Here is a 25,338-nt window from a genome sequence, read left to right as displayed (position 1 = left end):
CGGCACAATACGGCCCATGCCTACCCTCCGTTTCCTGTCCATGACCGCTCTGTGCCTTGGCATTCTCACCGGCTGCGGGCTGCCGCCCCGGGCGACGACCAACCCGACCCAGGCGCTGGCGCCGGACGTGGCGCGCGACACGCCGCTGGGCCGGGCCATTACGCCGCTGGCGGCCGAACACCCAGGCAAGTCCGGCATCCACGCGCTGGCCGACGCCCACGACGCGTTCGCCGCGCGCATGATGCTGGCGCGCACCGCGCAACGCAGCCTGGATGTGCAGTACTACATCTGGCACGACGACATGACCGGCACCATGCTGATGGAAGCCCTGCACGCGGCGGCCGACCGCGGCGTGCGGGTGCGCCTGCTGCTGGACGACAACGGCACCTCCGGACTGGACACGGTGCTGGCGGCCATGGACGCGCACCCGAACATCGAGGCGCGGCTGTACAACCCCTTCGCGGTACGCTGGCCCAAGGCCATCGGTTACCTGACCGACTTCCGCCGCCTGAACCGGCGCATGCACAACAAGTCCTTCACCGCCGACAACCAGGCCACCATCGTCGGCGGCCGCAACATCGGCGATGAGTATTTCGGCGCGGCCGAAGGCGTGCTGTTCTCCGACCTGGACGTGCTGGCCGTGGGCCCCGTGGTGCAGGACGTCTCAAGCGACTTCGACCGCTATTGGGCCAGCCAGTCGGCCTACCCCGTGGCCGGCCTGCTCAAGCCCGCCGGCCCTGACCAGCTCGCTGCGCTGGCCCGGCGGGCGGCCGCCGTCGAGCAGTCGCCCGCGGCGGCGGCCTACGCCGAAGCCATGCGCCAGCTGCCCTTCATCCAGCAGCTGCTGCGCGGCGAGCTGGCCCTGGAATGGGCCCCGACCCGCATCGTGAGCGACGATCCGCGCAAGACCCTCGGCACCGCGCCGGCCGACGCCATGCTGTCGCACCAGTTGCACGACATCATCGGCACGCCCGCCACCGACGTGGAATTGGTATCGCCCTACTTCGTGCCCACCGCCAGCGGCACCGCCGCCTTCGCGGCGATGGCGCGGCGCGGGGTCAAGGTGCGGGTCCTGACCAACGCGCTGGAGGCCACCGACGTGGCGGTGGTGCATTCCGGCTACGCCACGCGCCGCCGCGAGCTGCTGGCGGCCGGGGTCGAGCTGTTCGAGATGAAGCGGCAGGCGGGCGAGATCGGGCGCAACAAGAGCCTGGGACCGTTCGGCAGCTCCGGTTCCAGCCTGCACGCCAAGACCTTCGCGGTGGACGGGCGCGGCGTATTCGTCGGGTCGTTCAATTTCGATCCGCGCTCGGCCCGCCTGAACACCGAACTGGGCTTCGTCATCGACAGCCCGACCTTGGCGCGGCACATCGCCACGGCCTTCGACCAGGACATCCCGCGCAATGCCTATCGTGTCTGCCTGGACGACCAGGACCGGCTCTACTGGCTGGAGCAGCGCGAAGGCCGCACGATCCGGCACGACACCGAGCCCGGCACCACCGCCTGGCAGCGGTTCTCGGTCTGGTTCGTGTCGCTGCTGCCGATCGAGTCGCTGCTGTAGTCCGGCCGCAAGCAGCCGTCCAAGCCAACACGCAGGTTGCCGGACAGGCCACGACGCGGGCGGCGGAGCAAATTACGGAGTTCACGCCGGCCGCGCCGGCGGTAGACTGGATATCCGCCGACTTCCCGCCCCGCTTTTCCCATGAGCAAGCTCGACACCCTGGACTGGACCCGCATCGCCGCCGACCTGGACGCGCGCGGCCACGCCGTGGTCGCCGGCCTGCTCACGCCCGCGCAATGCCAGGCGCTGGCGGCCGGCTACGACGACGAGCACCGCTACCGCAGCCGCATCGTCATGAGCCGCCACGGTTTCGGCCGCGGCGAGTACAAGTACTTTGCCTATCCCTTGCCGCGCCTGCTGCACAACTTGCGCACCGCGCTGTATCCGCGGCTGGCGCCGATCGCCAACCGCTGGAACCGGCAGATGGGCATCGCGGTGCAATATCCGGCCGAGCATGCCGCCTTCCTGGCGCGTTGCCACCAGGCGGGCCAGCGCCGGCCCACGCCGCTGATTCTTCGGTACGGAGCCGGCGACTACAACTGCCTGCACCAGGACCTGTATGGCGAACATGTGTTCCCCTTGCAGGTCGCGGTGCTGCTGTCGCGGCCGGACGAAGACTTCACCGGCGGCGAATTCGTCATGACCGAAACCGACAGCGCCGGCCAACGCGCCGAGGTATTGCCGCTGCGCCAGGGCGATGCGCTGGTGTTCACCGTCAACCAGCGACCGGTGGCCGGCGCGCGCGGCTGGCGCCGCGTGGCCATGCGCCACGGCGTCAGCGCCTTGCGCGGCGGCCGGCGCCACACGCTCGGCGTGATCTTCCACGACGCGACCTGACATGGGAACCAGCCTGAACCTGTTTGACGACGAAGAGATCGCGCAGACCGGCCTCGAGCGCATCGGCGCGCAGTCGATGGTGCTGCGCGGCTACGCGCTGCCGGCGGCGCAGGCGCTGCTGGCCGGCGTCGACACGGTGCGCCGCCAGGCGCCCTTTCGCCACATGGTCACCCCCGGCGGCCTGCCCATGTCGGTGGCGCTGACCAACTGCGGCCGCCATGGCTGGACCAGCGACGAACACGGTTACCGCTATACGCGCGAGGATCCGCTGTCGGGATTGCCCTGGCCCGCCATGCCCGAGGCCTTCGACACGCTGGCGCGCGCGGCCGCGCTGGCGGCGGGCTTTCCCGGCTTCGCGCCGGACGCCTGCCTGGTCAATCGCTATCAACCGGGATCGCGGCTGTCGCTGCACCAGGACAAGGACGAGCGCGACTACGGCGCCCCCATCGTCTCGGTGTCGCTCGGCATGCCGGCGGTGTTCCTGTTCGGCGGCCACGCGCGCGGCGATCGCGCCGTGCACGTGCCGCTGTTCCATGGCGACGTGGTGGTGTGGGGCGGCGTCGACCGGCTGCGCTATCACGGCGTGCTGCCGCTCAAGGACCGCCCCCATCCCACGCTGGGCAGCGTGCGGATCAACTTCACCATTCGCCAGGCTGGCTGAAGCGGCCCGCCTCAGGCGGCGCGCAGCGCCACCTTGGGAAAATCCACCGGCACGTCGAAGGCGACGTTGACGTAGTTGGTGAACAGGTTCAGCGCCACGTGCGCCAGCAGTTCCACGATCTCGCCGTCGTCGAAGCCCGCCTGGCGCAAAGCGACGACGTCGGCATCATTGACCTGGCCGCGGCCGCGCACCAGCTTGAGCGCGAACGCCAGCGCCGCCGCGGTGCGCGGATCGTCGGCCTGTCCGGCCTGGGCGGCGGCCATCTGCTCGGCGCTGGCGCCGGCCTTGCGGCCGAGCGCGGTGTGCGCGGCCAGGCAATATTCGCAGCGGTTGCTGTCGGCCACCGCCACGGCGATCTTCTCGCCCAGTTGCGGCGACAGCGTGCCGCCGCCGAGCGCGCCGAAGGCGGCCCACATGCTGGCCAGGGCCGCGGGCGAATTGGCCACCGCGCGGAACATATTGGGGGTGGCGCCGAACGCCCCGTGGATCTGGCGCAGCAGATCCTGGCTGGCGGCCGGAGCGGTGGCGGTGTCGAGCAGGGGTACACGGGACATGATGGTTTCCTTTGAAAGTGGGAGGGCATCGCGGCGCTGACCGGAAGGGTCCTTCGCCTGGCATCCAGTATTCCCTTTGCGGCAGTATCATTGGATACTTTACGTCCATCAAACATACCCATTCGTCCAAGCACCATGCCGCAACCCGTCGATCGCCTGTCCGCCCTCCTGGAACAGTTCCGCGCCCGCGCGCGCCTGTTCCACAGCGGCCCGATGTGCGGGCTGACCCGCTTCCCGCCCGAGGACGGACGCGGATTCCTGCACGTGCTGCGGCGCGGCCGGATGGAGGTCCGCCATCCGGTGGGTCAGGACCTGCCACGCCGCCTGGCGTTGGATGAACCGACCTTGCTGTTCTACCCCCGGCCCGTGCGGCACGACTTCCACAACCCGCCGCGCGACGGCAGCGACTTCACCTGCGCCACGCTGGATTTCGATGGCGGCGCGCGCAATCCGCTGGTGCGCGCGCTGCCGCCCCTGATCGCGCTGCCGCTGGCGCGGATCGACGGGCTGGAACAGTCGCTGGCGTTGCTGTTCGCCGAGACCGAATCGGTGCGTTGCGGCCAGCGCCTGCTGGCCGACAAGCTGTTCGAAGTCGTGCTGATCCAACTGTTGCGCTGGCTGGTCGACCACCCCGACGAGGCCGGCATCCAGGCCGGCCTGATGGCGGGCCTGGCCGATCCCCGGCTGGCGCGCGCGCTGGTCGCCATGCACCAGGCGCCGGGCGCGTCCTGGACCCTGGCCGCGCTGGCGCAGGAAGCCGGCATGTCGCGCAGCGCCTTCGCCGCCGCGTTCCGCGACGCGGTCGGCCAACCGCCCGCCGACTACCTGGCGGACTGGCGCCTGGCCCTGGCCCAGGCCCGGCTGCGCCAGGGCCGGCCTGTCAAGGTCATCGCCGCCGAGCTGGGCTACGCCAACGCCTCGGCGCTGTCGCGCGCCTTCAGCCGCAAGCTCGGCGCATCGCCGCGCGGCTGGCTCGACCAGCCCGCCGGCTAGCGCCGCCTGGCCCGCATGCGGGTTCCCCAGAACTGGCGGCCGCCGGCGAGCGGCCCTACTATCGAGCACCCTTTTCGCCCCTTGGGAATCCCATGCGCCCGCGCCTTGCCCTTGCCGTTCTGTGCCTGTCGGCCCTCCCGCCCGCCGGCGCCGCCGAACCCGCCGCCGGCGTCGAGAATTCGCTCGGCATGCCGTTCGTCGCGGTGCCGGCGGGCCGCTTCCTGATGGGCAGCGACGAAGCGCCCGAGACGCTGGCGCGCGACTATCCGCAGTACCCTCGGGAACGTTTCACGCAATTGTTCGACGAAGCGCCGGTGCATGCCGTGCACATCACCCGGCCGTTCCAGCTGATGGCCACCGAGGTCACCGTGGGCCAGTTCCGCCGCTTCCTGGAAGCCTCCGGCTACGTGCCGGAATCCGAAGCGGACGGCACCGGCGGTTATGGCTACAACGCGGCCTATGATCCCGACGCGTCCGAGCGCGGCGATGCCTTCGAAGGCCGCGATCGCCGCTATTCGTGGCGCAATCCCGGCTTCCCCCAGACCGACGCCCATCCGGTGGTCAACGTCAGCTGGAACGACGCCGTCGCCATGGCGCGCTGGCTGAGCCAGCGCGAAGGCCGCGTCTACCGCCTGCCGACCGAGGCCGAATGGGAATACGCGGCGCGCGCCGGCGGCCGGGGCCGCTATCAGCATGGTGACGATCCGGCCGCCCTGGCGGAAGTGGCCAACACTTTCGACGCCGACGCCGCGCCGCTCTGGCCCAAGTGGCAGGCCTACGCGGTGGCGCGCAGCGACGGCCATCGCTACACCGCGCCGGTCGCCAGCTACGCGCCCAACGCCTTCGGGCTGTACGACATGCACGGCAACGCCTGGGAATGGGTGGCCGATTGGTACGGCGAGGACTACTACGCGCACTCGCCGCGCGACGACCCGCAAGGCCCCGCCAGCGGCAACGTGCGGGTGCGCCGCGGCGGCTCGTGGCACACCTGGCCGCTCTACACGCGCTCGGCCTACCGCAACTGGAATACTCCCGAAACGCGCTATCCGCTGGTCGGATTCCGGCTGCTGCGCGAAGTGGCGCCATGAAGACCGGTTAGCATAGCCGCAAGCCTAACTTTCAAAAGAGTCCGACATGCATTCGCTGGGCCGCCTCGTCCTGCTGGTCAACGATTACGACACCGCCATCGCCTTCTACCAGGACAAGCTGGGCATGGAGGTGTTCGTCGACATGGCGGTGGGGCCGCAGCGCTATGTGCACCTGCGCCTGCCCGAGCAACCCGCGGTGGGCGTCTGGCTGTTGCAGGCGCAGACCCAGGCCCAGCGCGACCGCGTCGGCGACCAGACCGGCGGCCAGCCGGTGGGGGTGTTCTACACCGACGACGTGGCGCGCGACCACGCCCGCTTCGCCGCGCGCGGCGTGCGCTTCACCCGAGAGCCCGTCGATGACACCGCGGCCGTCTATGCGCATTTCATCGACCTGTACGGCAACGAGTTCGTGCTGGTGCAGTTGAAGTAGTCCGCCCCCGCCATGGCCGCCCGCTCCGCTGCCGCCACCGCATCGCGCGACTGGATCGTGCGCCACGCGCCGGACGACCGGTTCGAGCGCATCGAAGCCTATTTCGGCGGCCGCGGCTATGGGCTGCACCGGCATGACACCTACGCCATCGGCTGTACGCTGGCGGGGGTGCAGAGCTTCCACTACCGCCGCGGCCTGCGGCACAGCCTGCCTGGCGGCGTGCTGGTGCTGCACCCCGACGAGGCCCACGACGGCCAGGCCGGCACCGAGGCCGGCTTCCACTACCGCATGGCGTATGTGCAGCCGGCGCTGATCCAGCGCATCCTGGGCGGCCGCCCGCTGCCCTTCGTGCGCGACGGCATTTCCAGCGATGCGCGGCTGCGCGCCGCCTGCGCCGCCCTGCTGGGCGACGCCGACGCCATGGCGGACCCGTTGCGCGAGGACGACGCAATCTACGACCTGACGCAGGCGCTTTGCGCCGCGGCCGGCCAGGTTCCCGCCCGGCCCCGCCCCGACTACGCCGCCTGCGAACGCGCCCGCCAGTACATCCATGACGCGCGCGGCCAGGCGGTATCGCTGGACGAGCTGGAACGCGCCGCCGGAATCGACCGCTGGAGCCTGTCGCGCGACTTCCGCGCGCTGTACGGCACCAGTCCCTATCGCTATGCCTTGCTGCGCCGCCTGGACCTGGCGCGCCGCCTGATCGCCGCGGGCCAGCCCCTGGCGCAGGCCGCGCTGGCCGCCGGCTTCACCGACCAGAGCCACATGACGCGCCGCCACGCCGAGGCCTTCGGCATGACGCCCGCGCACTGGCGCGGCACCCTGCGCCGCTGACGCCTTTCGCACAAACGTACAAGACCCCGCGCGCGCCGCTCCCTAAGCTGTGGTTTTCATTGCCGCACCGAGGACGTCGCCATGCCCGCCATCACCGCCATCAACCTGGCCCGCAAATTGTCGCTGATCCAGGAACCCTGGATGCCCAAGGTCATCGCCGAGATGAACGACTACCAGTTCAAGCTGGTCAAGCTGCACGGCGAGTTCGTCTGGCATGCCCATGCCGACACCGACGAGACCTTCATCGTGCTGGCGGGCCAGCTGCGCATCGACCTGCGCGACGGCCACATCGACCTGGGCCCGGGCGAAATGGCCGTGGTCCCCCGGGGCGAGGAACACAAGCCCTGTGCGCCGCAAGAAGTGCATGCCATGCTGATCGAGCCGCGCGGGGTGCGCAACACCGGCGACCAGGGAGGCGAGCGCAGCGCGCCCAACGACGTCTGGATCTGAAGTCGATTCAGGGGCGCTCGGTCTCGATCACGCGCTTGTCGCCCTTGGCCGCGATGCGCGCCTCGACCCGCCGCAGCACCGCCAGCACGAACAGCGCCATCAGCGTGCTGGCCACCGCGGTGGCCTCGCGGCCCATGCCGGCGGCCACGCCGATGGCGGCCGTCATCCAGATGCTGGCCGACGTGGTCAGGCCACGGATCTCGCGTTCGTCGCTGAGCTTGATGATGGCGCCCGCGCCCAGGAAACCGATGCCCGCGATGACGCCCTGCAGCACGCGACTCAGGTCGCCGACCTGCATGCCGTTCTGCAGCGGCACCAGCACGAAGATCGCCGCGCCCAGCGCCACCAGCATGTGGGTGCGCAGGCCGGCGGCCTTGCCGCTGCGCTCGCGCTCGTAACCGAGCAGGCCGCCCAGCAGCACCGCCATGCCCAGTCGCAGCACGATGCGGGTCGCCTCGCCGACGTCGGGGATGTCGGCGAATTCGCTGCGCAAGGTGCTCCAGATCTCCAGCCAGATATCCGCCATCGTCGTCTCCCCGTGGTGGTTGCGCCAGCATAGCAGGGCCGCGCTGGCGTGGCTGCGCCCATCTGGTTTACAACATCAGGCAGGTCCGCATCGAGACGGGCACGACGAGGAGCTTTGGATGGATCTACAACTGGTTGGCAAGCGCGTCCTGATCACGGGCGCGTCCAAGGGGATCGGCCTGGCCTGCGCCACCGCCTTCGCGCGCGAGGGCGCCGAGCCGATCCTGGCCGCGCGCGACGACGCCGCATTGCAGGCCGCCTCGCAGGCGATCCTGGCGCAGACCGGCCGCCAGCCGCGCACCGTGGCGGTGGACCTGGCGCAGCCGGGCGCCGCGGCCCGGGTGCTGGAGCGGACCGGGGCGATCGACATCCTGGTCAACAACGCCGGCGCGGTGCCCGGCGGGGCCCTGGACCAGGTGCAGGACGAACGCTGGCGCGCCGGCTGGGACCTGAAAGTGCACGGCTACATCGACCTGGCGCGTCACTACTATCCGCTGATGCGCGCGGCGGGCGCCGGCGTCATCGCCAACATCATCGGCATGGCAGGCTCGGCGCCGCGGGCCGACTACATCTGCGGCGCGGCCGCCAATGCCTCGCTGATCGCTTTCACCCGCGCCCTGGGCGGCGACGGGCCGCGCCACGGCGTGCGCGTGTTCGGCGTCAATCCGTCGCGCACCCGCACCGACCGGGTGCTGACCCTGGCCAGGCAACGCGCGCAGGCCCGCTGGGGCGATGAATCGCGCTGGCAGGAAACCCTGAACGACCTGCCCTTCGGCCGCCTGATGGAGCCCGAGGAAGTCGCGGACATGGTGGTGTTCGGCGCGTCGCCGCGCGCCGGGTATCTCAGCGGCACGGTGATCGACCTGGACGGCGGCGAGCAGTACGCCGGCCGTTGACGGCGCGCGCGGCGCCTCAGCGCGCCGCGGCCCAGCCCGCCAGCAGGCCCGGCAGCTGCGCCATGTCGGTGAATACGTGCGTCACGCCGACGCCGCGCAGCGCTTCGGCGCTGCTGTGGCCGTTGGCATCGGGGCTGTAGCCGAACACCGTGGCGCCCGCCGCCACGCCGGCGGTGGCGCCGGTGACGGTGTCCTCGACCACGGCGCAACGCCGCGGATCGACGCCCAGCGCGCTGGCCGCGGCCAGGTAGACGTCGGGGTGCGGCTTGCTGCGCGGCATCTCGTGGCCGCTGAAGACCCGTTCGCCGAAACAGTCCGCGATGCCGACCTTGGCCAGCTGCAGCTCGACCTTGCGGCGGTCGGCGCCCGAGGCGACCGCGATGCGGCCCGCCAGCGTCCGGTGCAGGGCGCGCACCGCATCCGGCGCGCCCGGAATCTCGCGCAGTTCACGGTCGAGCGCGGCATTGCGCCGCTCGCGAAACTGTGCGAACCACTCCGGCGACAGCGCCACGCCGGTGCGGGCCTGGATCAAGGGCAGTTCGTCGCGCACCGCCTTGCCGGTGAAGATACGCGTGGCTTCCTCGAAGGTGATGGCCCAACCCAGCTCGTTGAGCATCTCGGTCAGGACGCGGGCGGTGATCGGTTCGGAATCGACCAGGACGCCGTCGCAATCGAACAACACGGCGTCAAAGGGAAAATCTGTCATTGCGGCTACGGGGAGGGTCGGGGAAGCCCTAGAGCATACTGCACCGCGCCAACCCGGCCGCGGCCGGGGCAGCAAGCAGCGGAGTGTGCCGCACCGCAGGCTTCGCTATGCTGTATCGCGGCCGGCCAAACCCGGGCCCCGCGCCCCCATTCAACCCGCAGCTTTCCCCTCATGACGCCACCGACCTCCCCTCCGAAGCGCGCGCGGCCGGCGCCCCCCCAGGCGACCGCCGCCGCCGACGACGTCGCCGCCCTCTACGCGCGCGCGGCCCGGCACCTGGCCGCGCTGGATGCCGACTGGGCCGGCCATGTCGCCGCCATCGGCCCCTGTCGACACGCTTCGCGGCCGGCGCGCGATCCCTACGAGGCGCTGGTGCGCGCCATCGCCTACCAGCAGCTGCACGCCCGCGCCGGCGACGCGATTCTCGGCCGCCTGCTGGCGCTGTATCCCGGACAGGCCTTTCCCGCGCCGCGCGCATTGCTGGACACCGATCCGCAGGTCCAGCGCGCCTGCGGCTTCTCCGCGTCCAAGCTGGCCACCATCCGCGGCATCGCGCAGGCCGCGCTGGACGGCCTGATCCCGGCGCGCGACGAAGCGCTGGCGATGAGCGACGAAGCCCTGGTCGAACGCCTGGTGACGCTGCGCGGCGTGGGCCGCTGGACCGTCGAGATGCTGCTGATCTACACGCTGGAACGCATGGACATCCTGCCGGTGGACGACTTCGGCGTGCGCGAGGGCTACCGGCGCCTGAAGCGGCTGGACAAGGCGCCCTCGCCGGCGCAGATGCGCGCCATCGGCGAGGCCTTCAGCCCGTACCGCACGATCGCGGCCTGGTATCTGTGGCGCATGCCCGCCACCCCGTCGCCGGCGGCGCCATGAGCGCGCCCCTGTCGCTGCGGCGCTACGACTGGGACCATATCCAGCGGCAGCTGGACGCGGAGGGCTGGGCGCCGCTGCCCGCGCTGTTCAGCGCCGCCCAGGCGGTTGCCATGGCGCGCGCCTTCGACGATGCGCAGGCCATGCCAAGCGGTGTGGACGGCGACACATGGCGCTCGCTGCGCCCGCCGCTGCCGTCGGGGTTGGACGCCCTGCAAGGCGCGCTGCGCGCCCGGCTGGCGCCGCTGGCGGATGCCTGGGCGCGGCGCTTGGGACGCGCCGCCCCCGCCGCCACGGCAATGGCACGGCCCTGCCTGAACAGATTGCGCCAGGACGGCTTTCTGCCCCTGCGCCACGCCGCGGATGACGCCGCGTTCCCGTTCGGCCTGATTGCGCTGCTGTCCGAGCCCGGCCAGGACTTCACCGGCGGCGAATTCGTCATGACGGAGCAACGCCCGCGCCAGCAGTCGCGTCCCATGGTCTTGCCGCTGCAACGGGGCGACGCCGCCGTGATCGCGGTGGCGCACCGCCCCATCCATGGCGCCAACGGCGACTACCGCGCCACGCTGCGCCACGCCGTCAGTCGGGTGCGCAGCGGCGAACGGGTGGGCCTGTCGCTGCCGCTGGACGGCTTGTCGGCCCCGCCCTGACCGGCCCGGGCGATCCTGCCGCGCCGGGTCGCCGGCAGGGCTGGCTAGAAATCACATTGCATTTTTACACTTCAATATGCAAAACTAGCCGCCATGGAGACCCCCGACGACACCCCACCCCGCCGCACCGGCTTCACGCTGGGCGGCGTCGCCTATACCCACATCGACATGGCGGGCCGGTACGGTCCGGATTTCCTGCGCCTGCCCGTGGTGCTGCGGCTGCTGCTGGAAAACGCCTTGCGCAACATGCGCGGCGCCGAGCGCGACGCGGCCGTGGCGGCCCTGTTCGCGTGGCTGGCGCGCGGCACCAGCGAGGCGGAGATCGCCTTCCAGCCCGGCCGCGTCCTGATGCACGACACCACCAGCACGCCCGCGCTGGTGGATATCGCCGCCATGCGCGACGCCCTGGACGAGGCCGGCATGGACCCGCGCGCGCTCAATCCGGTGCTGCCGGTGGACGTGTCGGTGGATCATTCGCTGGCGGTGCAGGCCTATGCGCAAGCGGATGCGGCCGCGCACAACCTTGCGCTGGAACTGCGCCGCAACGCCGAGCGCTACCGCTTCCTGCGCTGGGCCTCGCAGGCGCTGTCCAACGTGCGCATCCATCCGCCCGGCACCGGCATCATGCACACCATCAACCTGGAGCAGCTGGCGACCGTGGTGTGCGAGCAGGACGGCATGCTGCACCCCGACATGATGATCGGCACCGACAGCCACACGCCGATGATCAACGGCATCGGCGTGCTGGGCTGGGGGGTGGGCGGGCTGGAGGCGCAGACGGTGATGTTCGGCATGCCGACCATGCTGCGCATTCCCGACGTGATCGGCGTGCGGCTGAGCGGCGCGCTGCCGGCCGGCATCACCGCCACCGACCTGGCGCTGACCGTTACCCAGCGCCTGCGCGCCATCGGCGTATCCGGCGAATTCGTGGAGTTCTTCGGTCCCGGCGTCGCCACCCTGTCGGCCGGCAGCCGCTGCGTGGTGGCCAACATGGCGCCGGAGTACGGCGCCACCACCGGCTATTTCCCCATCGACGGCAATACGCTCGACTACCTGCGCCAGACCGGCCGCGACGCGGCCCAGGTGGCGCGGGTCGGCGCCTACGCGGCCAGCGCGGGCCTGGCGCTGGATCCGGCGGCCACGCCGCGCTATACGCGCGTGGTCGAGATCGCGCTGGACCAGGTCGGCACCCGGGTGGCCGGCCCCACGCGGCCGCAGGACCTGCATCCCTACGAACATACCCGCGCCCTTCTCGCCGCCCAGGCGTTCACGCCGGCGACGGCCTCGCCGCTGCCGCGCCACGCCATCGCCATCGCCGCCATCACCAGCTGTACCAACACCTCCGACCCGCGCCTGCTGGTCGCGGCCGGCCTGCTGGCGCGCAAGGCGCGCCGCGCCGGGCTCAAGGCGCCCGCCTGGGTCAAGACCTCGCTCGGCCCGGGCTCGCCCGCCGCCGCCGACTATCTGGCGCGCGCCGGCCTGCTCGATGACCTGGAGGCGGTCGGCTTCGGCATCGTTGGCTATGGCTGCACCACCTGCATCGGCAACGCCGGCCCCTTGCCGCCGGTGGTGCGCGAGGCCATGGCAGCCGGCGCCGTCCGGCCGGTGGCGGTGCTGTCCGGCAACCGCAATTTCACCGGCCGCATCCACCCGGACCTGGACCTGGGCTTCCTGATGTCGCCGCCTCTGGTCATTGCCTTCGCGCTGGCCGGCGACGCCGAGCGCGACCTGGCGCGCGAGCCGGTGCAGGTCGCGCCCGATGGGCGCGCGGTGTTCCTGCGCGATCTCTGGCCCGACGACCACGAGATCGACGCGGCGCTGGCGCGCGGCGTGCGCGCCGACGATTTCCAGCGGGCGTTCCAGGCGGCCAGCGCCAATCCGGGCTGGCAGGCCCTGCGGTCGCCCGCCACGCCCTGTTTTCCCTGGGACCCGGCCTCGACCGCGCTGCGCCGGCCGCCCTTTGCCGCCGCCGGCCCGGCAAGCCAGCTGGGCCGCTACGCCGCGCACCCGTTGCTGGTGCTGGGCGACGACGTCACCACCGACCACCTCTCGCCCGCCAGCGCCATTCCACCCGACAGCCTGGTCGCCGACTTCCTGGTGGCCCAAGGCGATGACCGCGACGACCTGAACGTATTCGCCTCGCGCCGCGGCAATTGGCAGGTGATGATGCGCGCCGCGTTCTACAGCAGGAGCCTGGCCAACCTGCTGTGTCCCGACGCCCCGGTCGGCCACACGGTGCATGCGCCCAGCGGCGCCATCGCACCGATCTGGGAGGCCGCCGAGCGCTATCGCCGCGACGGCGACGCGGTGGTGCTGGTGGCCGGGGAACGCTTCGGCACCGGCTCCTCGCGCGACTGGGCCGCCAAGGGCCAGCGGCTGCTCGGCATCCGCGCGGTGCTGGCGCTGAGCTTCGAACGCATCCATCGTTCCAACCTGATCGGCATGGGGATCCTGCCCCTGCGGCTGGCCGCGGACGCCGGGCCGCAAAGCCTGGCGTTGCGGCCCGGCGACCGCATCGAGATCGATTGTCCCGCGCACGAGCTGGCGCCGCGCCAGTCCATCACCGTGCGGCTGCTGCGCGCCAACGGCGCCACGCAATCGCTGCGCGCCACGGCAGCCGTGGAGACCCAGCTGGAACTGCGCTTGCTGCGGATGGGCGGCGTGATTCCGGCTATCCTGGCGGACACGCTCGGCGACCGCGCACGGACGCCGGAGCGCCGGGCCGAACCCCCGCCGATTTCCGTCCACCCATGAGCGCGCAGACCCACACCGCCAACAAGATCCTGGCACTGATCCAGCAAGACCGCCTGAGCCCCGGCGCGCACCTGAGCGCGCAGAAACTGGCCGACCGCCTGCGCCTGTCGCGCTCGCCGGTGAACGACGCGCTGGTCCTGCTGGAACGGCATGGCATCGTGGCGCGCCAGCCCAACCGCGGCTATTTCCTGCAACTCGATCATGACGCGCTGGCGCACGCGCCGGCCGCGTTGGCCCCCGTCGCCGACGACATCGTCACGCAAAGCTATTTCCGCCTGGCCGACGAGCTGCTGCGCGGCGCGCTGCCGCTGCAATGCAGCGAGGCCCAGCTGCGGGCCCGCTATGGCCTGACGCAAGCCCAGGCCCAGGCCCTGCTGGCGCGCGTGGCGCAGGAAGGCTGGGCCGAGCGGCGCCCCGGCTACGGTTGGGAGTTCTCGTCGATGATGACCACGCCCGACAGCCTGTTGCAGTCGTACCGCCTGCGCCTGGCGCTGGAGCCGGCGGCGCTGCTGGAACCGACGTTCCGCCTGGACCCCGCCGTGCTGCAGCGCTGCCGCGCCGCCGAACGCCACCTGCTCGACGGCGGCATCGACGGCGACAGCCCCGACCGCTTGCACGAGCGCGGCGTGCGCTTTCACGAGTCGCTGGTCGAAGCCTCCGGCAACCCGTTCTTCATCGAGACCATCAAGCGCGTCAACCGCGTGCGCCGGCTGCTGTCGTACCGCTCGATGCAGGATCGCAGCCGGTACCGCCAGCATTGCGACCAGCACCTGGAAATCCTCGACCTGCTCGAACGCGAACGCAACGAAGAGGCCTCCCGGGCGCTGGCGCATCACCTGCGCAGCACGCTCGACAACCTGGCCCGCATCCGCGGCATCCTGGCGCCGTAGCGCGCGCCAGGCGCCGTCAGAAGTCCATCGAGGCCGACAGCATCAGCGTGCGCGGCACGCCTTGCGAGATGGTGCCGTAGGACGCCACGCCCGACCAATAGGCGCGGTTGAACACGTTGACGACATTGGCGCGCAAGGTCAGGTTGTTGCCGTGCATGCGCGTGACGTAGCGCGCGCCCAGGTCGAAGGTGGTCCATGAGGGCACCGATTGGGTGTTGGCCTGGTTGACGTATTCCGTGCCCGTGTGGATCACGCCGCCGGTCAGGGTCAGCCCGGCGACCCAGGGCGTATCCCACTCCGCGCCCAGGTTGGCCGTCCAGCGCGGCACGCCCACCGGCCGGTTGCCGCGCGTGGCCGGGTTGCTGGTGCGCGTCAGCTCGGCATCCAGGAAGGTCACGCCCCCCAGCAGGCGCAGGCCGCGCAGCGGCTCGCCCGACAGGTTCAGCTCCAGGCCGCGGTTGCGCTGTTCGCTGTCCGCGGCATACACCGTGCCCGTCAACTGGCCGCTGGGCTTGGTGATCTCGAATGCGCTCAGGGTCAGCATGGCGCTGTCGAAGTCGACCTTGACGCCCACTTCCTTCTGCTTGGACTTGTACGGCTTGAACACCTGCCCGGCGTTGGACGCGGTGGCCGGCGCCACGTCGCCCTTGCTCAGGCCCTCGATGTAGTTGGCGTAGAACGAAACGTTGTGCCACGGCTTGAGCACCAGTCCGGCCAGCGGCGTGACGGCGCTTTCGTCGTAGCTGACCGTGCGCGCGCCGCTGACGGGATTGAAATTGCGCGACTCGACGCGCTGCTGGCGCGCTCCCAGCGTCAGCTGCACGCGCTCGTCCAGCACGCTCATGGTGTCGGCCAGCGCGAAGCCGGTCAGGTCCGAGGACGACACCTTGGGCACGCTGGCGGGCGCGGCGATGCCCTGCCGCGCCCGCGTCACCGGGTGATAGATGTTGGACGACAGCGGCGTTCCATTCACGCTGGCCTGCGCGTTGCGGTCGCTGTACAGCGTGCCCATGAAAGTGACGGCGTGGCTTACCGGGCCGGTATCCAGCCGGGCGCGCAGGCCGGCGTTGTAGGTGCTGCGGTCGACCTGGAACTTGAAATGGTTGGGCGTCACCACGGTGTCGCCGGCGGCGTTGACGATGGTGGGGGTCTGGTCGGACAGCCGGTCGATGGAGGTATCCGAACCGCCCGCGTCGGCGAACACGGTCAGGCGCTCGCCGACGTCATACTCCACCCGCAGCAGCGCGGACTGCCCGGAAGATTTCCACCAGCCCCAAGGCTGGGTCGCGTTGCGCCGGCCATCGGGCGCGTCCGGCGTGCGCAGTCCGGCGGCCACCAGGAATGGCCGCGTCGGCGCGTCCACCTTTTCCTCCTGCGTCAGCAGGTCCAGCGAGGCCCGCAGCTTTTCACCCTGGTAGTCCAGCGACAGCGCGCCGATGTCGGTGCGCGAATGCAGGTTGTCCAGCGGCGTGTCGCCCTGCCGGTGCAGGCCATTGACGCGCACGCCCCAGGCGCCATCATCGCCGAAGCGCCGGCTCAGGTCGACGCGGCCGCCGAACTGCGAGGTGCCGGCGTAGTCGGCCGACACCCGCGTCAGGTCTTGCGGCAAGGCGCGCTTGGGCACCATGTTGATGACGCCGCCCACGCCGCTGTTGGGCGACATGCCATACAGCAGCGCGGCCGGACCCTTGAGCACCTCGACGCGTTCGATGTAGTCGGTGAACACGTGGTAGTTGGGCGCCACGCCATAGACCCCGTCGAACGCGATCTCGCCCAGGTTGCCTTCGCCTATCGGGAAGCCGCGGATGTAGAACGAATCCGTCACCCCGCCGATCTGGCCGGTGAAGCGCACCGAGGAATCGACGTTGAGCGCATCGGCCAGCGTCACCGCCTGGCGATTGGCCAGCAGGTCGGCGGTATAGTTCGCGACGCTGAAAGGCGCGTCCATCACGTCGCGGTTGCCCAGCATGCCCAGCCGGCCGCCCCGCGCGACCTGGCCGCCGGCATAGCTGGCCGGCAGGGCCGAGGCGGGTGCGCCGGCGCCGGCCACGACGATGTTCGGCAAGGTGGTGGTCTCGCCCGACGCCGGCAGCCTGCGCAGCGAGTAGGCGCCATCGCCCTGCTCGGCAAGGGCGAAGCCGGAACCGGCCAGCAGCCGCGCAAAGCCATCGCGCACGGTATAGACGCCGTTCAAGCCGTCGCTGTGGCGCCCGGCCAGCAAGGCCGGGTCGAACGACAGCGGCACGCCCGAAGCGGCGGCGAACTGCGCCAGCACGTCGCCCAGCGCCCCCGCCGCAATCGCATAGGAGTTGCCGCGCGCGGCGCTGGCGTCGTCGGCGGCGCGCGCGGCCGGCGCCGCGCTCGACAGCAGCAGGGCCAGGCCCAGCCCGAGCGCGCGGGCCGTGGCCAGCGCCGGGCGGGATTGGGGCCGCGCGCGGCGGAACGGATGACGGGAATGGCGGACGGGCATGGAAGATCCTTCGTGGGCGGGCTTCGCGGCCTGGCCGCGACGATTCACCCGGTACACCGGACGAAGGCGGAAAAAGTGTCAGCGCGGCGGCGATTAATTTGTAACGACGGTCTCGCCGCCCGCCGGCCGCGCCGCCACGGTGACCCAATACGGCGTGACGCGCTGGATCCGCACCGGCAGCGTCTTCTCGAGCAGCCGCAGGCTGGCGTCGGTGTCGGCCAGGGGAAACGCGCCCGATACCCGCAACCCGGCCACCTCGGGATCGCAACGCAGAAAGCCGCGCCGGTAGCGCGCCAGTTCGTCCACCAGATCGGCCAGCCGCCAATTGCGCGCGGCCAGCATGCCGTGCTCCCACGAGACCTGCGCGGCGTCCGCGGCCTGGTCCGGCCCGATGGCGTCCGCGTCGAAGCGGGCCCGCTGCCCCGCGCGCAGCACCCGGCGCGCGCCGCCGGCAGCGCGGATTTCCACGGCGTCCTCGAACACCGCGACCTGGATGGCGGCGCCTTCGTCGCGCACCATGAAGCGCGTGCCCAGCGCTTGCACGCTGCCGAGCCCGGTCTGCACCAGGAACGGCCGCGGCGCCGGCGCCGGGTCCTTGCCGGTGGTCAGCAGGATCTCGCCCGCGCGCAGCCAGACCAGCCGTTGCCGCGCGCTGTACTGGATGTCCACCGCGGTGGCGGTGTTCAGCCACAGGCGCGTGCCGTCGGCGAGCAGCATCTGCCGCCGCTCGCCGATGGCCGTGCGGGCGTCGGCGCTCCATTCGCGCCAGGGCACCTCGCGCCAGGCCAGCCAGGCCGCAGGGCCCGCCAGCAGCAGGCCGGTCACGGTGCGCAGGACCTGCCGGCGCGCGGGCCGCTCGAGCCGATCAAGCCGCCGCAGCGTATGCGCGCCCAACGCCGGCGGCACCTGGCCGAAACTGCGCAGCATGTCTTCGACCCGGCGCCAGGCGGCGGCATGCGCCGCGCTGCGATCGCGCCAGCGCTCGAACGCCGCGCGGTCCGCGACCGACAGGGTTTCCGACTGGAAGCGCACCAGCCAGCCGGCGGCCTCCTCGAGCAGGGCGGGGTCCGGCGTCGCGCTCATGCGGGACCCGCCTGGTAGGCGATGAGGCAGGCCGTCAGCGCCTTCTGCATGTGGCGCTTGACCGTGGCCAGCGATACGCGTTGCGCGCGCGCGATGTCGGCATACGCCATGCCGTCGAACTGCGACGACAGGAAGATCTCGCGGGTCTTGGCCGGCAGGGTGCGCAAGGTGGCATCGATCGCGTACAGGGTCTCCAGGATCAGCGCCCGCACCTCGGGCGACGGCACCTCGCGCGCCGGCAGCTGCGCCGCGGCGGCTTGATAGGCGTCCTCCAGCGCGCGGCGGCGCCAGTGATCCACCACCAGCCCCTTGGCGATGTGCGTGAGGAGCGCGCGCGGCTCGTCGCCGCCGCCTGCCCTCACGCGCGCCGCCATCAGGCGCAGGAACGTGTCGTGGGCGAGGTCGGCCGCATCGAAGGAATTGCCGAGCTTCTTGCGCAGCCAGGCCGACAGCCAGCCATGGTGCTCGCGGTAGATCTGCGTGACGGTGTCGGTGGGCAGGGTATCGGTCGAGGACACGGCGCAGCTCGCGAGCAATCTAAATGGGAATTGTTACTATTTTATCCCATTCGCGCCGCTGCCAGGCAGCCGCGCGCCATTCAGCCCTGGCCTGCCTCCCGCAGATGTTCCGTCAGCAATGCCAGCGCCGGCTTGTCCAGCGCCTGCGCCGCATAGCACAGGCCGATGCGGCGCGACAGCGCCAGGCCGTCGAGGTCGTGGATCGCCACGTCCGCTTGCTGCGCGATCAGGGAATGCGGCGCAACGCAGGCGCCGACGCCGGCGGCCACCAGTTCCAGCGCCAGGCGCAGCGAGCCAGCCTGGCCGGCCGGCGCGTTGGCGGCGGCGCCGTAGTACGGCAACAGGCGCTGGTGGCTGGGGTGGTCGGGGCACACGATCCACGCCGGTGCGGCCGTGCCCGCATCCAAGGGCATGGCGATGGCATAGGGGTCGTCCCACAGCGGCACGAACAGCTCGTCCTCGCAGCGTTCGTCCTCGGTCGCCAGGCGGGCGTCGCCGACGCAGCCTTCCAGCAGGAGCAGCATCAGATTGGGCACCGCCTGGCGGGCCTGCGCCACGAAGGCGCGCACGTGCGCGCCCGCGATCTCGCCTTCGACCCCGATGCGCAGTTGCGCCAGGCGAGCGTCCTGGCGGAACTGGCGCGCCATCGACTCGGTCTGCGCCACCAGGCGCCGCGCCTGCGGATACAGGATGCGGGCCGCGTCGGTGACCGACACGCCGCGCGCCTGGCGCTCGAAAAGCTGCGTGCCAAGCACGCCTTCCAGGGCCTTGATGGTGCCCGACAACGCCGGCTGGCTCAGGTGCAGGCGTTGCGCGGCGGCGGTGATGTTGCGTTCCTCGAAGACCGCGATGAAGGCATTGAGCTGGCGGCTATCCATAAGTTTTTCCGATCAATTCAAGAAGAATAAACCATTTTTCAAGCAAAAAAGCCCGCCCCATAATGGTCTCCAGCCCCTAAGGCATATGAATAATCGATACCTGGAGTTTCCCTCATGACTACCCCTCAACGCCCCCTCGTCGTCATCACCGGCGCCAGTTCCGGCATCGGCCTGGCCACCGCGCGCCTGTTCTCGTCCCACGGCCACCCGCTGTTGCTGCTGGCGCGGCGGCTGGAACCGATGCAGGCGCTGAACCTGCCGAATGCGCTGGCGCGCCAGGTCGACGTGACCGACCGCGCCGCGCTGGCCGCCGCCCTGCGCGAGGCCGAAGCCCTGCATGGTCCGGCCGACGCCATCGTCAACAACGCTGGCGTCATGCTGCTGGGCGACATCACGCGCCAGGACCCGGCGCAATGGGACCGCATGCTGGACGTGAACGTCAAGGGGCTGCTCAACGGCGTGCACGCCGTCGCCGCCGGCATGGCCGAGCGCGGTCGCGGCACCATCATCAACATCAGTTCGGTGGCCGGCCGCAAGACTTTCCCCAACCACGTAGCCTACGTCGGCACCAAGTTCGCGGTACATGGCCTGTCGGAAAACCTGCGCGAGGAACTGTCGCCACACAATGTGCGTGTGGTGACCATCGCCCCGGGCGCGGTCGAGACCGAACTGCTCAGCCACACCACGGACGCGGGCATCAAGAGCGGCTACCAGGACTGGAAGGCCGGCATGGGCGGCAAGGTGCTGGCCGCCGAGGACGTGGCCAACGCCGTCTACTACGCCTATGCGCAGCCGCAAGGCGTGTGCATCCGCGAGATCGTGCTGGCGGCGACGCGCCAGCAGGCCTGAAGCAGGCCCGAGTCACGCGGCCTGCACGGCCGCCGCGCTAGAACGTGGCCTTCAGGTTCAGGAACACGTTGCGCGGCTCGCCGTAGTACACCTGGTTGGCCACGCCGCCCAGGTAGTACTTCTTGTCGAACAGGTTGTTCACGTTCAACTGCGCCGACAGGTGCGCGCTGAAGTCGTAGCGCGCCATCAGGTTGAAGATCGCGTAGGCCTTCTGCTTGGCGATGACGCTGCCCTCGTCCAGCTCCACCTTGCTGTAGGTGCTGATCTGCCAGTTGGCGCCGCCGCCCAGCGTCAGCCTGTTCCAGGCTCCGGGCAGGCGATAGGTGGTGAACAGCGTGGCCGAGGCACGCGGCCGCTCGGTATTGACCGACACGCCGTGCGCGTCGCGGCTGGTGTAGTAGGTGCCACCCAGCGTGGTGTTCCAGCCCGGCGCCAGCTGGCCGGTCAGCTCCATTTCGATGCCGCGCGTGGTGACGCCGTCGGCGGTCCGGTAAGCGCCATCGGTCGATCCCGGCACCACATAGCCGGGATCCGGCACGGCGGTCTTGGTTTCCTTCACTTTGAACAAGGCCAGCGACGCATTGAGCCGACCGTCCAGGTATTCTCCCTTGACGCCGATTTCGTAGTTCTGCCCTTCGACCGGATCCAGGTAGTTGCCGTTGCGGTCGCGGTAGTCCTGCGGCTGGAAGATGTCGGTGTAGCTGGCGTACGCGGAATAGGTGCGGTCCAGGTCGACCACCACGCCGGCATAGGGCAACAGGCGCGCATCGCGCTGGTCGCGGGTGGGCGACCGCGACTTCCACGAGGCGTGGCGAGCGCCGGTGATGAGCGTCACGTCGTCGGTCAGCGACCAGCGCGCCGCGCCATACACGCCACGCTGATGCGTGACGGTGTCGCGCAGCGTCGAGGCCCCCCAGGCCGGCTCGGGATAGGAACCGTCCCAATCGTAGAACGAGCCGGTGTCCGCCATCGATGCGGGCCGCGCGTAGCTGTAGAAGTCCTCGCTGTAGCGGCTGCGCGAAGCGCCCAGCACCAGTTCGTGACGCCGGCCCAGCAACTGGAACGGGCCCTTGACCTGCAGGTCCAGCGCGGTCTGCTGCGCATAGGAATTCCAGTACCCCGGGAAACCGGTCCAGCCGGCGCCGCTGGCGCGATCGGGCTTGCCGCTGAACCACAGCAGCTTGGCGTCGTACTTGCTCTTGCGCTGCGACCAGGCGAGCCGCGCCTCCCAATCGTTGTCGAAACGGTGCGTCAGCGTCGCGAAAGCCGTGCGCTGCGTCGTGTGCCAATAGGTCCAGTCGGCCGCGCTGCTCTTGGAGCGGCGCCAATCGGTGGGCGTGCCATCGCTGAACACCACCGGCAGGCCGCCCCAGGTCGATCCGCGCGGCCGCTTGTCCTGGTAGTCCATGCCCACGCTCAGTTGCGTGGCGGACGTCAGATCGGCGTCGACCACACCGTAGAACACCTTCTTGTCGGCGCGATAGCGATCGATGTACGAATCGGACTTCTGGTACAGCGTCACCATGCGCGCACGCACGGTGCCCGCCGCGTTCAGCGGCGTGGTCAGGTCCGCCGACCCGCGATACTGGTTCCAGGACCCCATGCCGGCGTTGACCTCGCCGGTGAATTCACGGCTGTTGGCGTGCTTGCGCACCAGGTTGATCGAAGCCGAGGGGTTGCCCGCGCCAGTCATCAGGCCGGTCGCGCCGCGCACCACCTCGATGCGGTCATAGATGATGGAATCGTTGTTGGACTCGCCATACATGGACAGGCCGATCGTGGTGGGCACGCCGTCGTACTGAAGGCTGTCGATGTAGAAGCCGCGCGACCAGAAATCGGTGCGGTCGCTGTCTTCGGAAACCACCTGCACCCCGACCACGTTGCCCATCACCTCGTCCAGCGAACGCAGGTTCTGGTCCTCGATGCGCTGGCGCGTCACCACGGTGACCGACTGCGGCGTTTCGCGCAGCGACAACGACAATCCGGTTGCCGCCGCCGTGGCGGGCGTGGTGTACGAGCCGGTGCCTTCGGTCACGGCCGGGTCGCCCGCGCCCAGCACCGTCACGGGCGCCAGGCTGGCCACTTCGCCTTCCCGGGTCAGGACGATGCTGTCGCCCTGCCAGCGATAACCCACGCCCGTGCCCTGCAGCAGGCGCGCCAGCGATTGCTCCGGGCTGGCGGTCATGCGCAGGCCCGACGTGCGCAGGCCGGCCACCAGTTCAGGCGCATAGAACACGCGCTGGCGCGTCTGCGCGGCCCACTGCAACAGCGCCTCGTCCAGCGGCATGGCGGCAATGTCCACCGCCACCGCGGACGCCCGCGGCCCGGCGGCGCCGCAGACACCCGTCGCCAGGGCCAGCGACAGCATCAGGGAAGAAAGAACGATACGGGGCGTGGCGCGCGCGCGGCGCCTGGAGGAAGCATTCACGATCAGCGGCGGTTTCGGTTCAGGAACAGGAGGAAAGCCTTCTTGCAAAGGCAGGGCGCGGCGCGCCTTCATTCCTAGAACGATGCCGAGGCGAAAAAACCTGAATGCCGGGGACGATTATTTTGTAACGCCTAGCGCGCGGTCACGTCGATGACGCCGGATGCCGAAGGCGTCAGCTTCACCGGCGCCACCGCCGGTAGCGCCTCAAGCAACGCTTCGGGCCGGTCCAGGCTGAACGAGGCCGATACCCGCAGGCGTCCCGCCTTACTGTCGGCCAGCCGCAACGGCGTGGCCAGGTAGCGATTCATCTCGCTCACCACTTCGGCCAGCGGCGCATTCCTGAACACCACCCTGCCCGTCTGCCAGGCCAGCGCCGTCTCGACGTCGGCGGGCGCCGGAACACCGATGGCGCCGCTGCCCGGCACGCGGATGCCGTGGCCATCGCGCAATACCGCCAGCCCCAGGTTCCACCAATGGCCGCCGGTCACTTCCACCGTGCCGGAGCGCACCAGCACGGTGACCACGTCCTCGTCGCGCCGCACGTCGAACACCGTGCCGGTCACGCGCACGTCGCCGCTGCCGGCGCGCACGATGAAGGGCCGTTCCGCTTCCGGACTGACGCTGAAGAGGATTTCACCGCCCTGCAGTTCGACCTCGCGGCGACCGGCATAGAACTTGACCTCGGCCAGCGTGCTGCCGTTGATCTCGAGCACCGAGCCGTCGGGCAGGGTCACCTGCTTGCGTTCTCCGCGGTCGGCCCCCACCACGATGGTGTAGGTCGGCGCCTCGCCCGGCAGGCTCCACCAAGCGACCAGCGCCACCAGCGCCAGCACCGCGCAGGCTAAGGCGATGCGCAGCGGCGCGGCGATGCGCCGGCGGCCCGGGCGAGGCGGCACCGCGCCGCCCAGCAGGTCGCGCACGCGGTCGGGCGGCAACTGCGCGGCGGCCTGTCCCAACTGCTGCATGCGGTCGAACTCGCGCGCCGCGTCCGGCTGCTCGCGCCGCCAGCGCGCGAATGCGCGCCGCTCGCGCCGCGTCATGTCGCCCGAATGCCAGCGCGCGAACCACCAGGCGGCGCTGGCGGGCTGGCGCGGGTCATCGACATCGCGGGAAAAGGACTCGGTCATCGTCGGTGGCCGTCCACGCCGGAACGCGGACATGAAGTAAGCAGGAACGGCGTCATGGATTGTGTTCGCGCAGGCGTTCCTGCACGTGTTGGATCGCTCGCATGACGTAGCGTTCAATCATATTCTTGGACAGCCCCATGCAGGTGGCCACCTCGGCCTGGGTCCAGCCTTCGATGCGGTTCAGGACGAAGGCCTGGCGGCACTTGGGTGGCAGTTCGGCCAGCACCCGCGCCAGGTCGTCGGCCAGCCGCGCGGCCCGAACCGGTGACTCGGGATCGGCGTGCACCGGCTGGTCGCGCTCGTCCAGTTCATCCAACGGCACGTGCTGCTCGCGATGCTGGCGGCGCCAGCGGTCGATCAGGCGGTGTCCGGCCACCTGGAACAGATAGCCGCGCGCCTTGGCCGCCACGCTGGCGTCGGCGTTGAGCAGGTGCTCGATGGCGTCGTGCGCGGCGTCCTCGGCGTCGTGCCGGTTGCCCGAGCGGCGGCTCCAGGCGCCGATCAGCTCGTCATAGCAGGCGAGCCATCCGGGACGGGACGAAGCGGGGCGGGACATGGATCGATCCGGTGGCGTAGTGTGGCAACGCTGCGGATTTTACAAATAATTCTCATTCCCGCAAGAACTCCTGGCGCTGCCGCCGAGCCATTGCCACTAGTAGTCCATCGGCACGTGGCTCTGCGCCGCGCGCAATTCCTGGATGTGGCGCTCGGCCTCCTGCCTTTCGGCGGCGGGTGGCAAGGCCCGCCAGCTCACCATATTGCCCGGCGTCTTGACCGGCATCCAGCCCAGGACGCTGTACAGCGTGATCGCGGTGCCGCCCGTGTCCAACCGCGTTTCGTAATAGCCCTGCCGTTCCGGCGTCTTGTCGCCGGGCACCCACTCCAACTGCGACATCGTGTCTCCCTCTGGGTCTAGCCTGTCATGAAGCCGCGGCGTCCGCCCAACCAGGGCTTGCGTCCGATCGTAGCGCGCCGCCGTCCTCCTGATATGCGCACGATGCGCCGGCTTTTCATTTCTTGACAGAGGGGAATCCCTAGGATTTTTTCCCCGCGCGATTGCTAAGCCGGGAACTCAGGCGCTAGGATGCGGCAAAGGATTCTTACAAACCCGGGACGGCCGCAGCGCCAGCCCCGGGGCGGGCCCTCCTTCGGCAGCGGGCTTTTTTGGGCGATACCGGTATGTCGACATCAAGGTTCATGCGCTATCCGAAAGACCGGTTGGCGGCCCTGGCCAGCGCCAGCGCGCTACGCGCCATCCGCGAGGGCCTGCTCTGGACGAT

The 25,338-nt window shown here is 70.5% G+C and carries 25 protein-coding genes; 14 read left to right on the top strand and 11 right to left on the bottom strand.

Translation table 11 applies throughout. The features are described from left to right. Positions 1-16 precede the first annotated feature (16 nt). The 3 genes from DK459_RS07340 to alkB all read left to right on the top strand — a co-directional run bounded on the left by DK459_RS07340 (position 17) and on the right by alkB (position 3,059). A complete protein-coding gene (locus DK459_RS07340; protein ID WP_070540639.1) occupies positions 17-1,561 on the top strand; it encodes a phospholipase D family protein in 1,545 nt (514 codons plus the stop codon). 141 nt (positions 1,562-1,702) lie between these two features. Then, positions 1,703-2,398: a 2OG-Fe(II) oxygenase gene (locus DK459_RS07335; protein WP_006387417.1), complete on the top strand. Its 696-nt coding sequence runs from the start codon at positions 1,703-1,705 to the stop codon at positions 2,396-2,398. A gap of 1 nt (position 2,399) precedes the next feature. After that, the gene (gene alkB, locus DK459_RS07330) at positions 2,400-3,059 is read left to right on the top strand and encodes a DNA oxidative demethylase AlkB (protein WP_006387416.1); all 660 of its coding nucleotides are present in this window, start codon (positions 2,400-2,402) and stop codon (positions 3,057-3,059) included. Between the two features lie 11 nt (positions 3,060-3,070). On the opposite strand, the gene DK459_RS07325 is transcribed toward alkB, so the two are convergent. Further along, positions 3,071-3,613, bottom strand: a complete 543-nt coding sequence (locus DK459_RS07325; RefSeq protein ID WP_006387415.1) for a carboxymuconolactone decarboxylase family protein — start codon at positions 3,611-3,613, stop codon at positions 3,071-3,073. A 135-nt stretch (positions 3,614-3,748) separates the two neighbouring features. On the opposite strand from DK459_RS07325, the gene DK459_RS07320 reads away from it, so the two are divergent. The 5 genes from DK459_RS07320 to DK459_RS07300 all read left to right on the top strand — a co-directional run bounded on the left by DK459_RS07320 (position 3,749) and on the right by DK459_RS07300 (position 7,408). Beyond that, positions 3,749-4,606, top strand: a complete 858-nt coding sequence (locus tag DK459_RS07320) for an AraC family transcriptional regulator (RefSeq protein WP_070540644.1) — start codon at positions 3,749-3,751, stop codon at positions 4,604-4,606. Between the two features lie 92 nt (positions 4,607-4,698). Then, on the top strand, positions 4,699-5,694 hold the full coding sequence (locus DK459_RS07315) for a formylglycine-generating enzyme family protein (RefSeq protein ID WP_054442857.1): 996 nt from the start codon (positions 4,699-4,701) through the stop codon (positions 5,692-5,694). A 46-nt stretch (positions 5,695-5,740) separates the two neighbouring features. After that, positions 5,741-6,124, top strand: a complete 384-nt coding sequence (locus tag DK459_RS07310; protein ID WP_024070262.1) for a VOC family protein — start codon at positions 5,741-5,743, stop codon at positions 6,122-6,124. 12 nt (positions 6,125-6,136) lie between these two features. After that, the gene (locus tag DK459_RS07305) at positions 6,137-6,958 is read left to right on the top strand and encodes an AraC family transcriptional regulator (RefSeq protein ID WP_054442856.1); all 822 of its coding nucleotides are present in this window, start codon (positions 6,137-6,139) and stop codon (positions 6,956-6,958) included. An 81-nt stretch (positions 6,959-7,039) separates the two neighbouring features. Next, positions 7,040-7,408 carry a cupin domain-containing protein gene (locus tag DK459_RS07300; RefSeq protein WP_110134585.1) on the top strand — a complete coding sequence of 123 codons (369 nt, stop codon included), beginning with the start codon at positions 7,040-7,042 and terminating at the stop codon, positions 7,406-7,408. Between the two features lie 7 nt (positions 7,409-7,415). Here DK459_RS07300 and DK459_RS07295 read toward each other — a convergent pair whose 3' ends face one another. Continuing rightward, positions 7,416-7,934 carry an MgtC/SapB family protein gene (locus DK459_RS07295; protein ID WP_006387406.1) on the bottom strand — a complete coding sequence of 173 codons (519 nt, stop codon included), beginning with the start codon at positions 7,932-7,934 and terminating at the stop codon, positions 7,416-7,418. A gap of 118 nt (positions 7,935-8,052) precedes the next feature. Between DK459_RS07295 and DK459_RS07290 the strand changes: the two genes are divergently transcribed. Then, positions 8,053-8,829, top strand: a complete 777-nt coding sequence (locus DK459_RS07290; RefSeq protein WP_006387405.1) for an SDR family oxidoreductase — start codon at positions 8,053-8,055, stop codon at positions 8,827-8,829. Positions 8,830-8,845: 16 nt separating this feature from the next. Here the strand turns inward: DK459_RS07290 and DK459_RS07285 are convergent, their stop codons facing one another. Next, positions 8,846-9,535, bottom strand: coding sequence for an HAD family phosphatase (locus tag DK459_RS07285; RefSeq protein ID WP_024070265.1), 690 nt, complete (start codon positions 9,533-9,535; stop codon positions 8,846-8,848). A gap of 171 nt (positions 9,536-9,706) precedes the next feature. Here DK459_RS07285 and DK459_RS07280 point away from each other — a divergent pair, with 171 nt between their 5' ends. The 4 genes from DK459_RS07280 to DK459_RS07265 all read left to right on the top strand — a co-directional run bounded on the left by DK459_RS07280 (position 9,707) and on the right by DK459_RS07265 (position 14,705). Continuing rightward, positions 9,707-10,414 carry a DNA-3-methyladenine glycosylase gene (locus DK459_RS07280; protein ID WP_049050747.1) on the top strand — a complete coding sequence of 236 codons (708 nt, stop codon included), beginning with the start codon at positions 9,707-9,709 and terminating at the stop codon, positions 10,412-10,414. Then, positions 10,411-11,061, top strand: a complete 651-nt coding sequence (locus tag DK459_RS07275; protein WP_110134616.1) for a 2OG-Fe(II) oxygenase — start codon at positions 10,411-10,413, stop codon at positions 11,059-11,061. Before DK459_RS07280 ends, DK459_RS07275 begins: the two co-directional genes overlap by 4 nt. A 93-nt stretch (positions 11,062-11,154) precedes the next feature. After that, entirely contained in the window at positions 11,155-13,815 is a 2,661-nt protein-coding gene (gene acnA, locus DK459_RS07270; protein WP_006387402.1) for an aconitate hydratase AcnA, read from the top strand. Then, on the top strand, positions 13,812-14,705 hold the full coding sequence (locus DK459_RS07265; RefSeq protein WP_006387401.1) for a GntR family transcriptional regulator: 894 nt from the start codon (positions 13,812-13,814) through the stop codon (positions 14,703-14,705). Before acnA ends, DK459_RS07265 begins: the two co-directional genes overlap by 4 nt. Positions 14,706-14,721: 16 nt before the next feature. Here DK459_RS07265 and DK459_RS07260 read toward each other — a convergent pair whose 3' ends face one another. From DK459_RS07260 to DK459_RS07245, 4 genes are all read right to left on the bottom strand, one after another. After that, positions 14,722-17,175 (bottom strand): TonB-dependent receptor, encoded by a 2,454-nt coding sequence (locus DK459_RS07260; protein ID WP_110134584.1) that lies wholly within the window; start codon positions 17,173-17,175, stop codon positions 14,722-14,724. Positions 17,176-17,268: 93 nt separating this feature from the next. Then, on the bottom strand, positions 17,269-18,258 hold the full coding sequence (locus DK459_RS07255; protein WP_054447961.1) for a FecR domain-containing protein: 990 nt from the start codon (positions 18,256-18,258) through the stop codon (positions 17,269-17,271). Next, entirely contained in the window at positions 18,255-18,776 is a 522-nt protein-coding gene (locus DK459_RS07250) for a sigma-70 family RNA polymerase sigma factor (protein WP_006387399.1), read from the bottom strand. Before DK459_RS07250 ends, DK459_RS07255 begins: the two co-directional genes overlap by 4 nt. Before the next feature lie 80 nt (positions 18,777-18,856). Beyond that, positions 18,857-19,654, bottom strand: coding sequence for a LysR family transcriptional regulator (locus DK459_RS07245; RefSeq protein WP_024070271.1), 798 nt, complete (start codon positions 19,652-19,654; stop codon positions 18,857-18,859). A 114-nt stretch (positions 19,655-19,768) separates the two neighbouring features. Between DK459_RS07245 and DK459_RS07240 the strand changes: the two genes are divergently transcribed. After that, the gene (locus DK459_RS07240; RefSeq protein WP_024070272.1) at positions 19,769-20,503 is read left to right on the top strand and encodes an SDR family oxidoreductase; all 735 of its coding nucleotides are present in this window, start codon (positions 19,769-19,771) and stop codon (positions 20,501-20,503) included. A gap of 37 nt (positions 20,504-20,540) precedes the next feature. Here DK459_RS07240 and fhuE read toward each other — a convergent pair whose 3' ends face one another. From fhuE to DK459_RS07220, 4 genes are all read right to left on the bottom strand, one after another. After that, on the bottom strand, positions 20,541-23,003 hold the full coding sequence (gene fhuE, locus DK459_RS07235; RefSeq protein ID WP_070543222.1) for a ferric-rhodotorulic acid/ferric-coprogen receptor FhuE: 2,463 nt from the start codon (positions 23,001-23,003) through the stop codon (positions 20,541-20,543). Positions 23,004-23,062: 59 nt separating this feature from the next. Beyond that, positions 23,063-24,058, bottom strand: coding sequence for a FecR domain-containing protein (locus DK459_RS07230; RefSeq protein ID WP_110134583.1), 996 nt, complete (start codon positions 24,056-24,058; stop codon positions 23,063-23,065). Positions 24,059-24,110: 52 nt separating this feature from the next. Further along, a complete protein-coding gene (locus DK459_RS07225) occupies positions 24,111-24,614 on the bottom strand; it encodes an RNA polymerase sigma factor (protein WP_024070275.1) in 504 nt (167 codons plus the stop codon). Positions 24,615-24,710: 96 nt separating this feature from the next. Then, positions 24,711-24,953, bottom strand: a complete 243-nt coding sequence (locus tag DK459_RS07220; RefSeq protein WP_024070276.1) for a hypothetical protein — start codon at positions 24,951-24,953, stop codon at positions 24,711-24,713. Between the last annotated feature and the right edge of the window lie 385 nt (positions 24,954-25,338).

The organism is Achromobacter sp. RW408 (assembly GCF_003184165.1).
Lineage (GTDB): Bacteria > Pseudomonadota > Gammaproteobacteria > Burkholderiales > Burkholderiaceae_B > Achromobacter > Achromobacter xylosoxidans.
Note: the sequence above shows the minus strand (reverse complement) of the source record. Positions and strands in the feature narration are given on the sequence as shown.

Excerpts from the sequence above, each read along its gene's own strand:
- DK459_RS07290 (WP_006387405.1), top strand. The coding sequence starts at position 8,053 with ATGGATCTACAACTGGTTGGCAAGCGCGTCCTGATCACGGGCGCGTCC.
- DK459_RS07260 (WP_110134584.1), bottom strand. The coding sequence starts at position 17,175 with ATGCCCGTCCGCCATTCCCGTCATCCGTTCCGCCGCGCGCGGCCCCAA.
- DK459_RS07305 (WP_054442856.1), top strand. The coding sequence starts at position 6,137 with ATGGCCGCCCGCTCCGCTGCCGCCACCGCATCGCGCGACTGGATCGTG.
- DK459_RS07265 (WP_006387401.1), top strand. The coding sequence starts at position 13,812 with ATGAGCGCGCAGACCCACACCGCCAACAAGATCCTGGCACTGATCCAG.
- DK459_RS07230 (WP_110134583.1), bottom strand. The coding sequence starts at position 24,058 with ATGACCGAGTCCTTTTCCCGCGATGTCGATGACCCGCGCCAGCCCGCC.
- DK459_RS07325 (WP_006387415.1), bottom strand. The coding sequence starts at position 3,613 with ATGTCCCGTGTACCCCTGCTCGACACCGCCACCGCTCCGGCCGCCAGC.
- DK459_RS07300 (WP_110134585.1), top strand. The coding sequence starts at position 7,040 with ATGCCCGCCATCACCGCCATCAACCTGGCCCGCAAATTGTCGCTGATC.
- fhuE (WP_070543222.1), bottom strand. The coding sequence starts at position 23,003 with ATGAAGGCGCGCCGCGCCCTGCCTTTGCAAGAAGGCTTTCCTCCTGTT.
- acnA (WP_006387402.1), top strand. The coding sequence starts at position 11,155 with ATGGAGACCCCCGACGACACCCCACCCCGCCGCACCGGCTTCACGCTG.
- DK459_RS07295 (WP_006387406.1), bottom strand. The coding sequence starts at position 7,934 with ATGGCGGATATCTGGCTGGAGATCTGGAGCACCTTGCGCAGCGAATTC.
- DK459_RS07255 (WP_054447961.1), bottom strand. The coding sequence starts at position 18,258 with ATGAGCGCGACGCCGGACCCCGCCCTGCTCGAGGAGGCCGCCGGCTGG.
- DK459_RS07220 (WP_024070276.1), bottom strand. The coding sequence starts at position 24,953 with ATGTCGCAGTTGGAGTGGGTGCCCGGCGACAAGACGCCGGAACGGCAG.
- DK459_RS07245 (WP_024070271.1), bottom strand. The coding sequence starts at position 19,654 with ATGGATAGCCGCCAGCTCAATGCCTTCATCGCGGTCTTCGAGGAACGC.
- DK459_RS07335 (WP_006387417.1), top strand. The coding sequence starts at position 1,703 with ATGAGCAAGCTCGACACCCTGGACTGGACCCGCATCGCCGCCGACCTG.
- DK459_RS07315 (WP_054442857.1), top strand. The coding sequence starts at position 4,699 with ATGCGCCCGCGCCTTGCCCTTGCCGTTCTGTGCCTGTCGGCCCTCCCG.
- DK459_RS07225 (WP_024070275.1), bottom strand. The coding sequence starts at position 24,614 with ATGTCCCGCCCCGCTTCGTCCCGTCCCGGATGGCTCGCCTGCTATGAC.
- DK459_RS07285 (WP_024070265.1), bottom strand. The coding sequence starts at position 9,535 with ATGACAGATTTTCCCTTTGACGCCGTGTTGTTCGATTGCGACGGCGTC.
- DK459_RS07310 (WP_024070262.1), top strand. The coding sequence starts at position 5,741 with ATGCATTCGCTGGGCCGCCTCGTCCTGCTGGTCAACGATTACGACACC.
- DK459_RS07320 (WP_070540644.1), top strand. The coding sequence starts at position 3,749 with ATGCCGCAACCCGTCGATCGCCTGTCCGCCCTCCTGGAACAGTTCCGC.
- DK459_RS07280 (WP_049050747.1), top strand. The coding sequence starts at position 9,707 with ATGACGCCACCGACCTCCCCTCCGAAGCGCGCGCGGCCGGCGCCCCCC.
- DK459_RS07240 (WP_024070272.1), top strand. The coding sequence starts at position 19,769 with ATGACTACCCCTCAACGCCCCCTCGTCGTCATCACCGGCGCCAGTTCC.
- DK459_RS07340 (WP_070540639.1), top strand. The coding sequence starts at position 17 with ATGCCTACCCTCCGTTTCCTGTCCATGACCGCTCTGTGCCTTGGCATT.
- alkB (WP_006387416.1), top strand. The coding sequence starts at position 2,400 with ATGGGAACCAGCCTGAACCTGTTTGACGACGAAGAGATCGCGCAGACC.
- DK459_RS07275 (WP_110134616.1), top strand. The coding sequence starts at position 10,411 with ATGAGCGCGCCCCTGTCGCTGCGGCGCTACGACTGGGACCATATCCAG.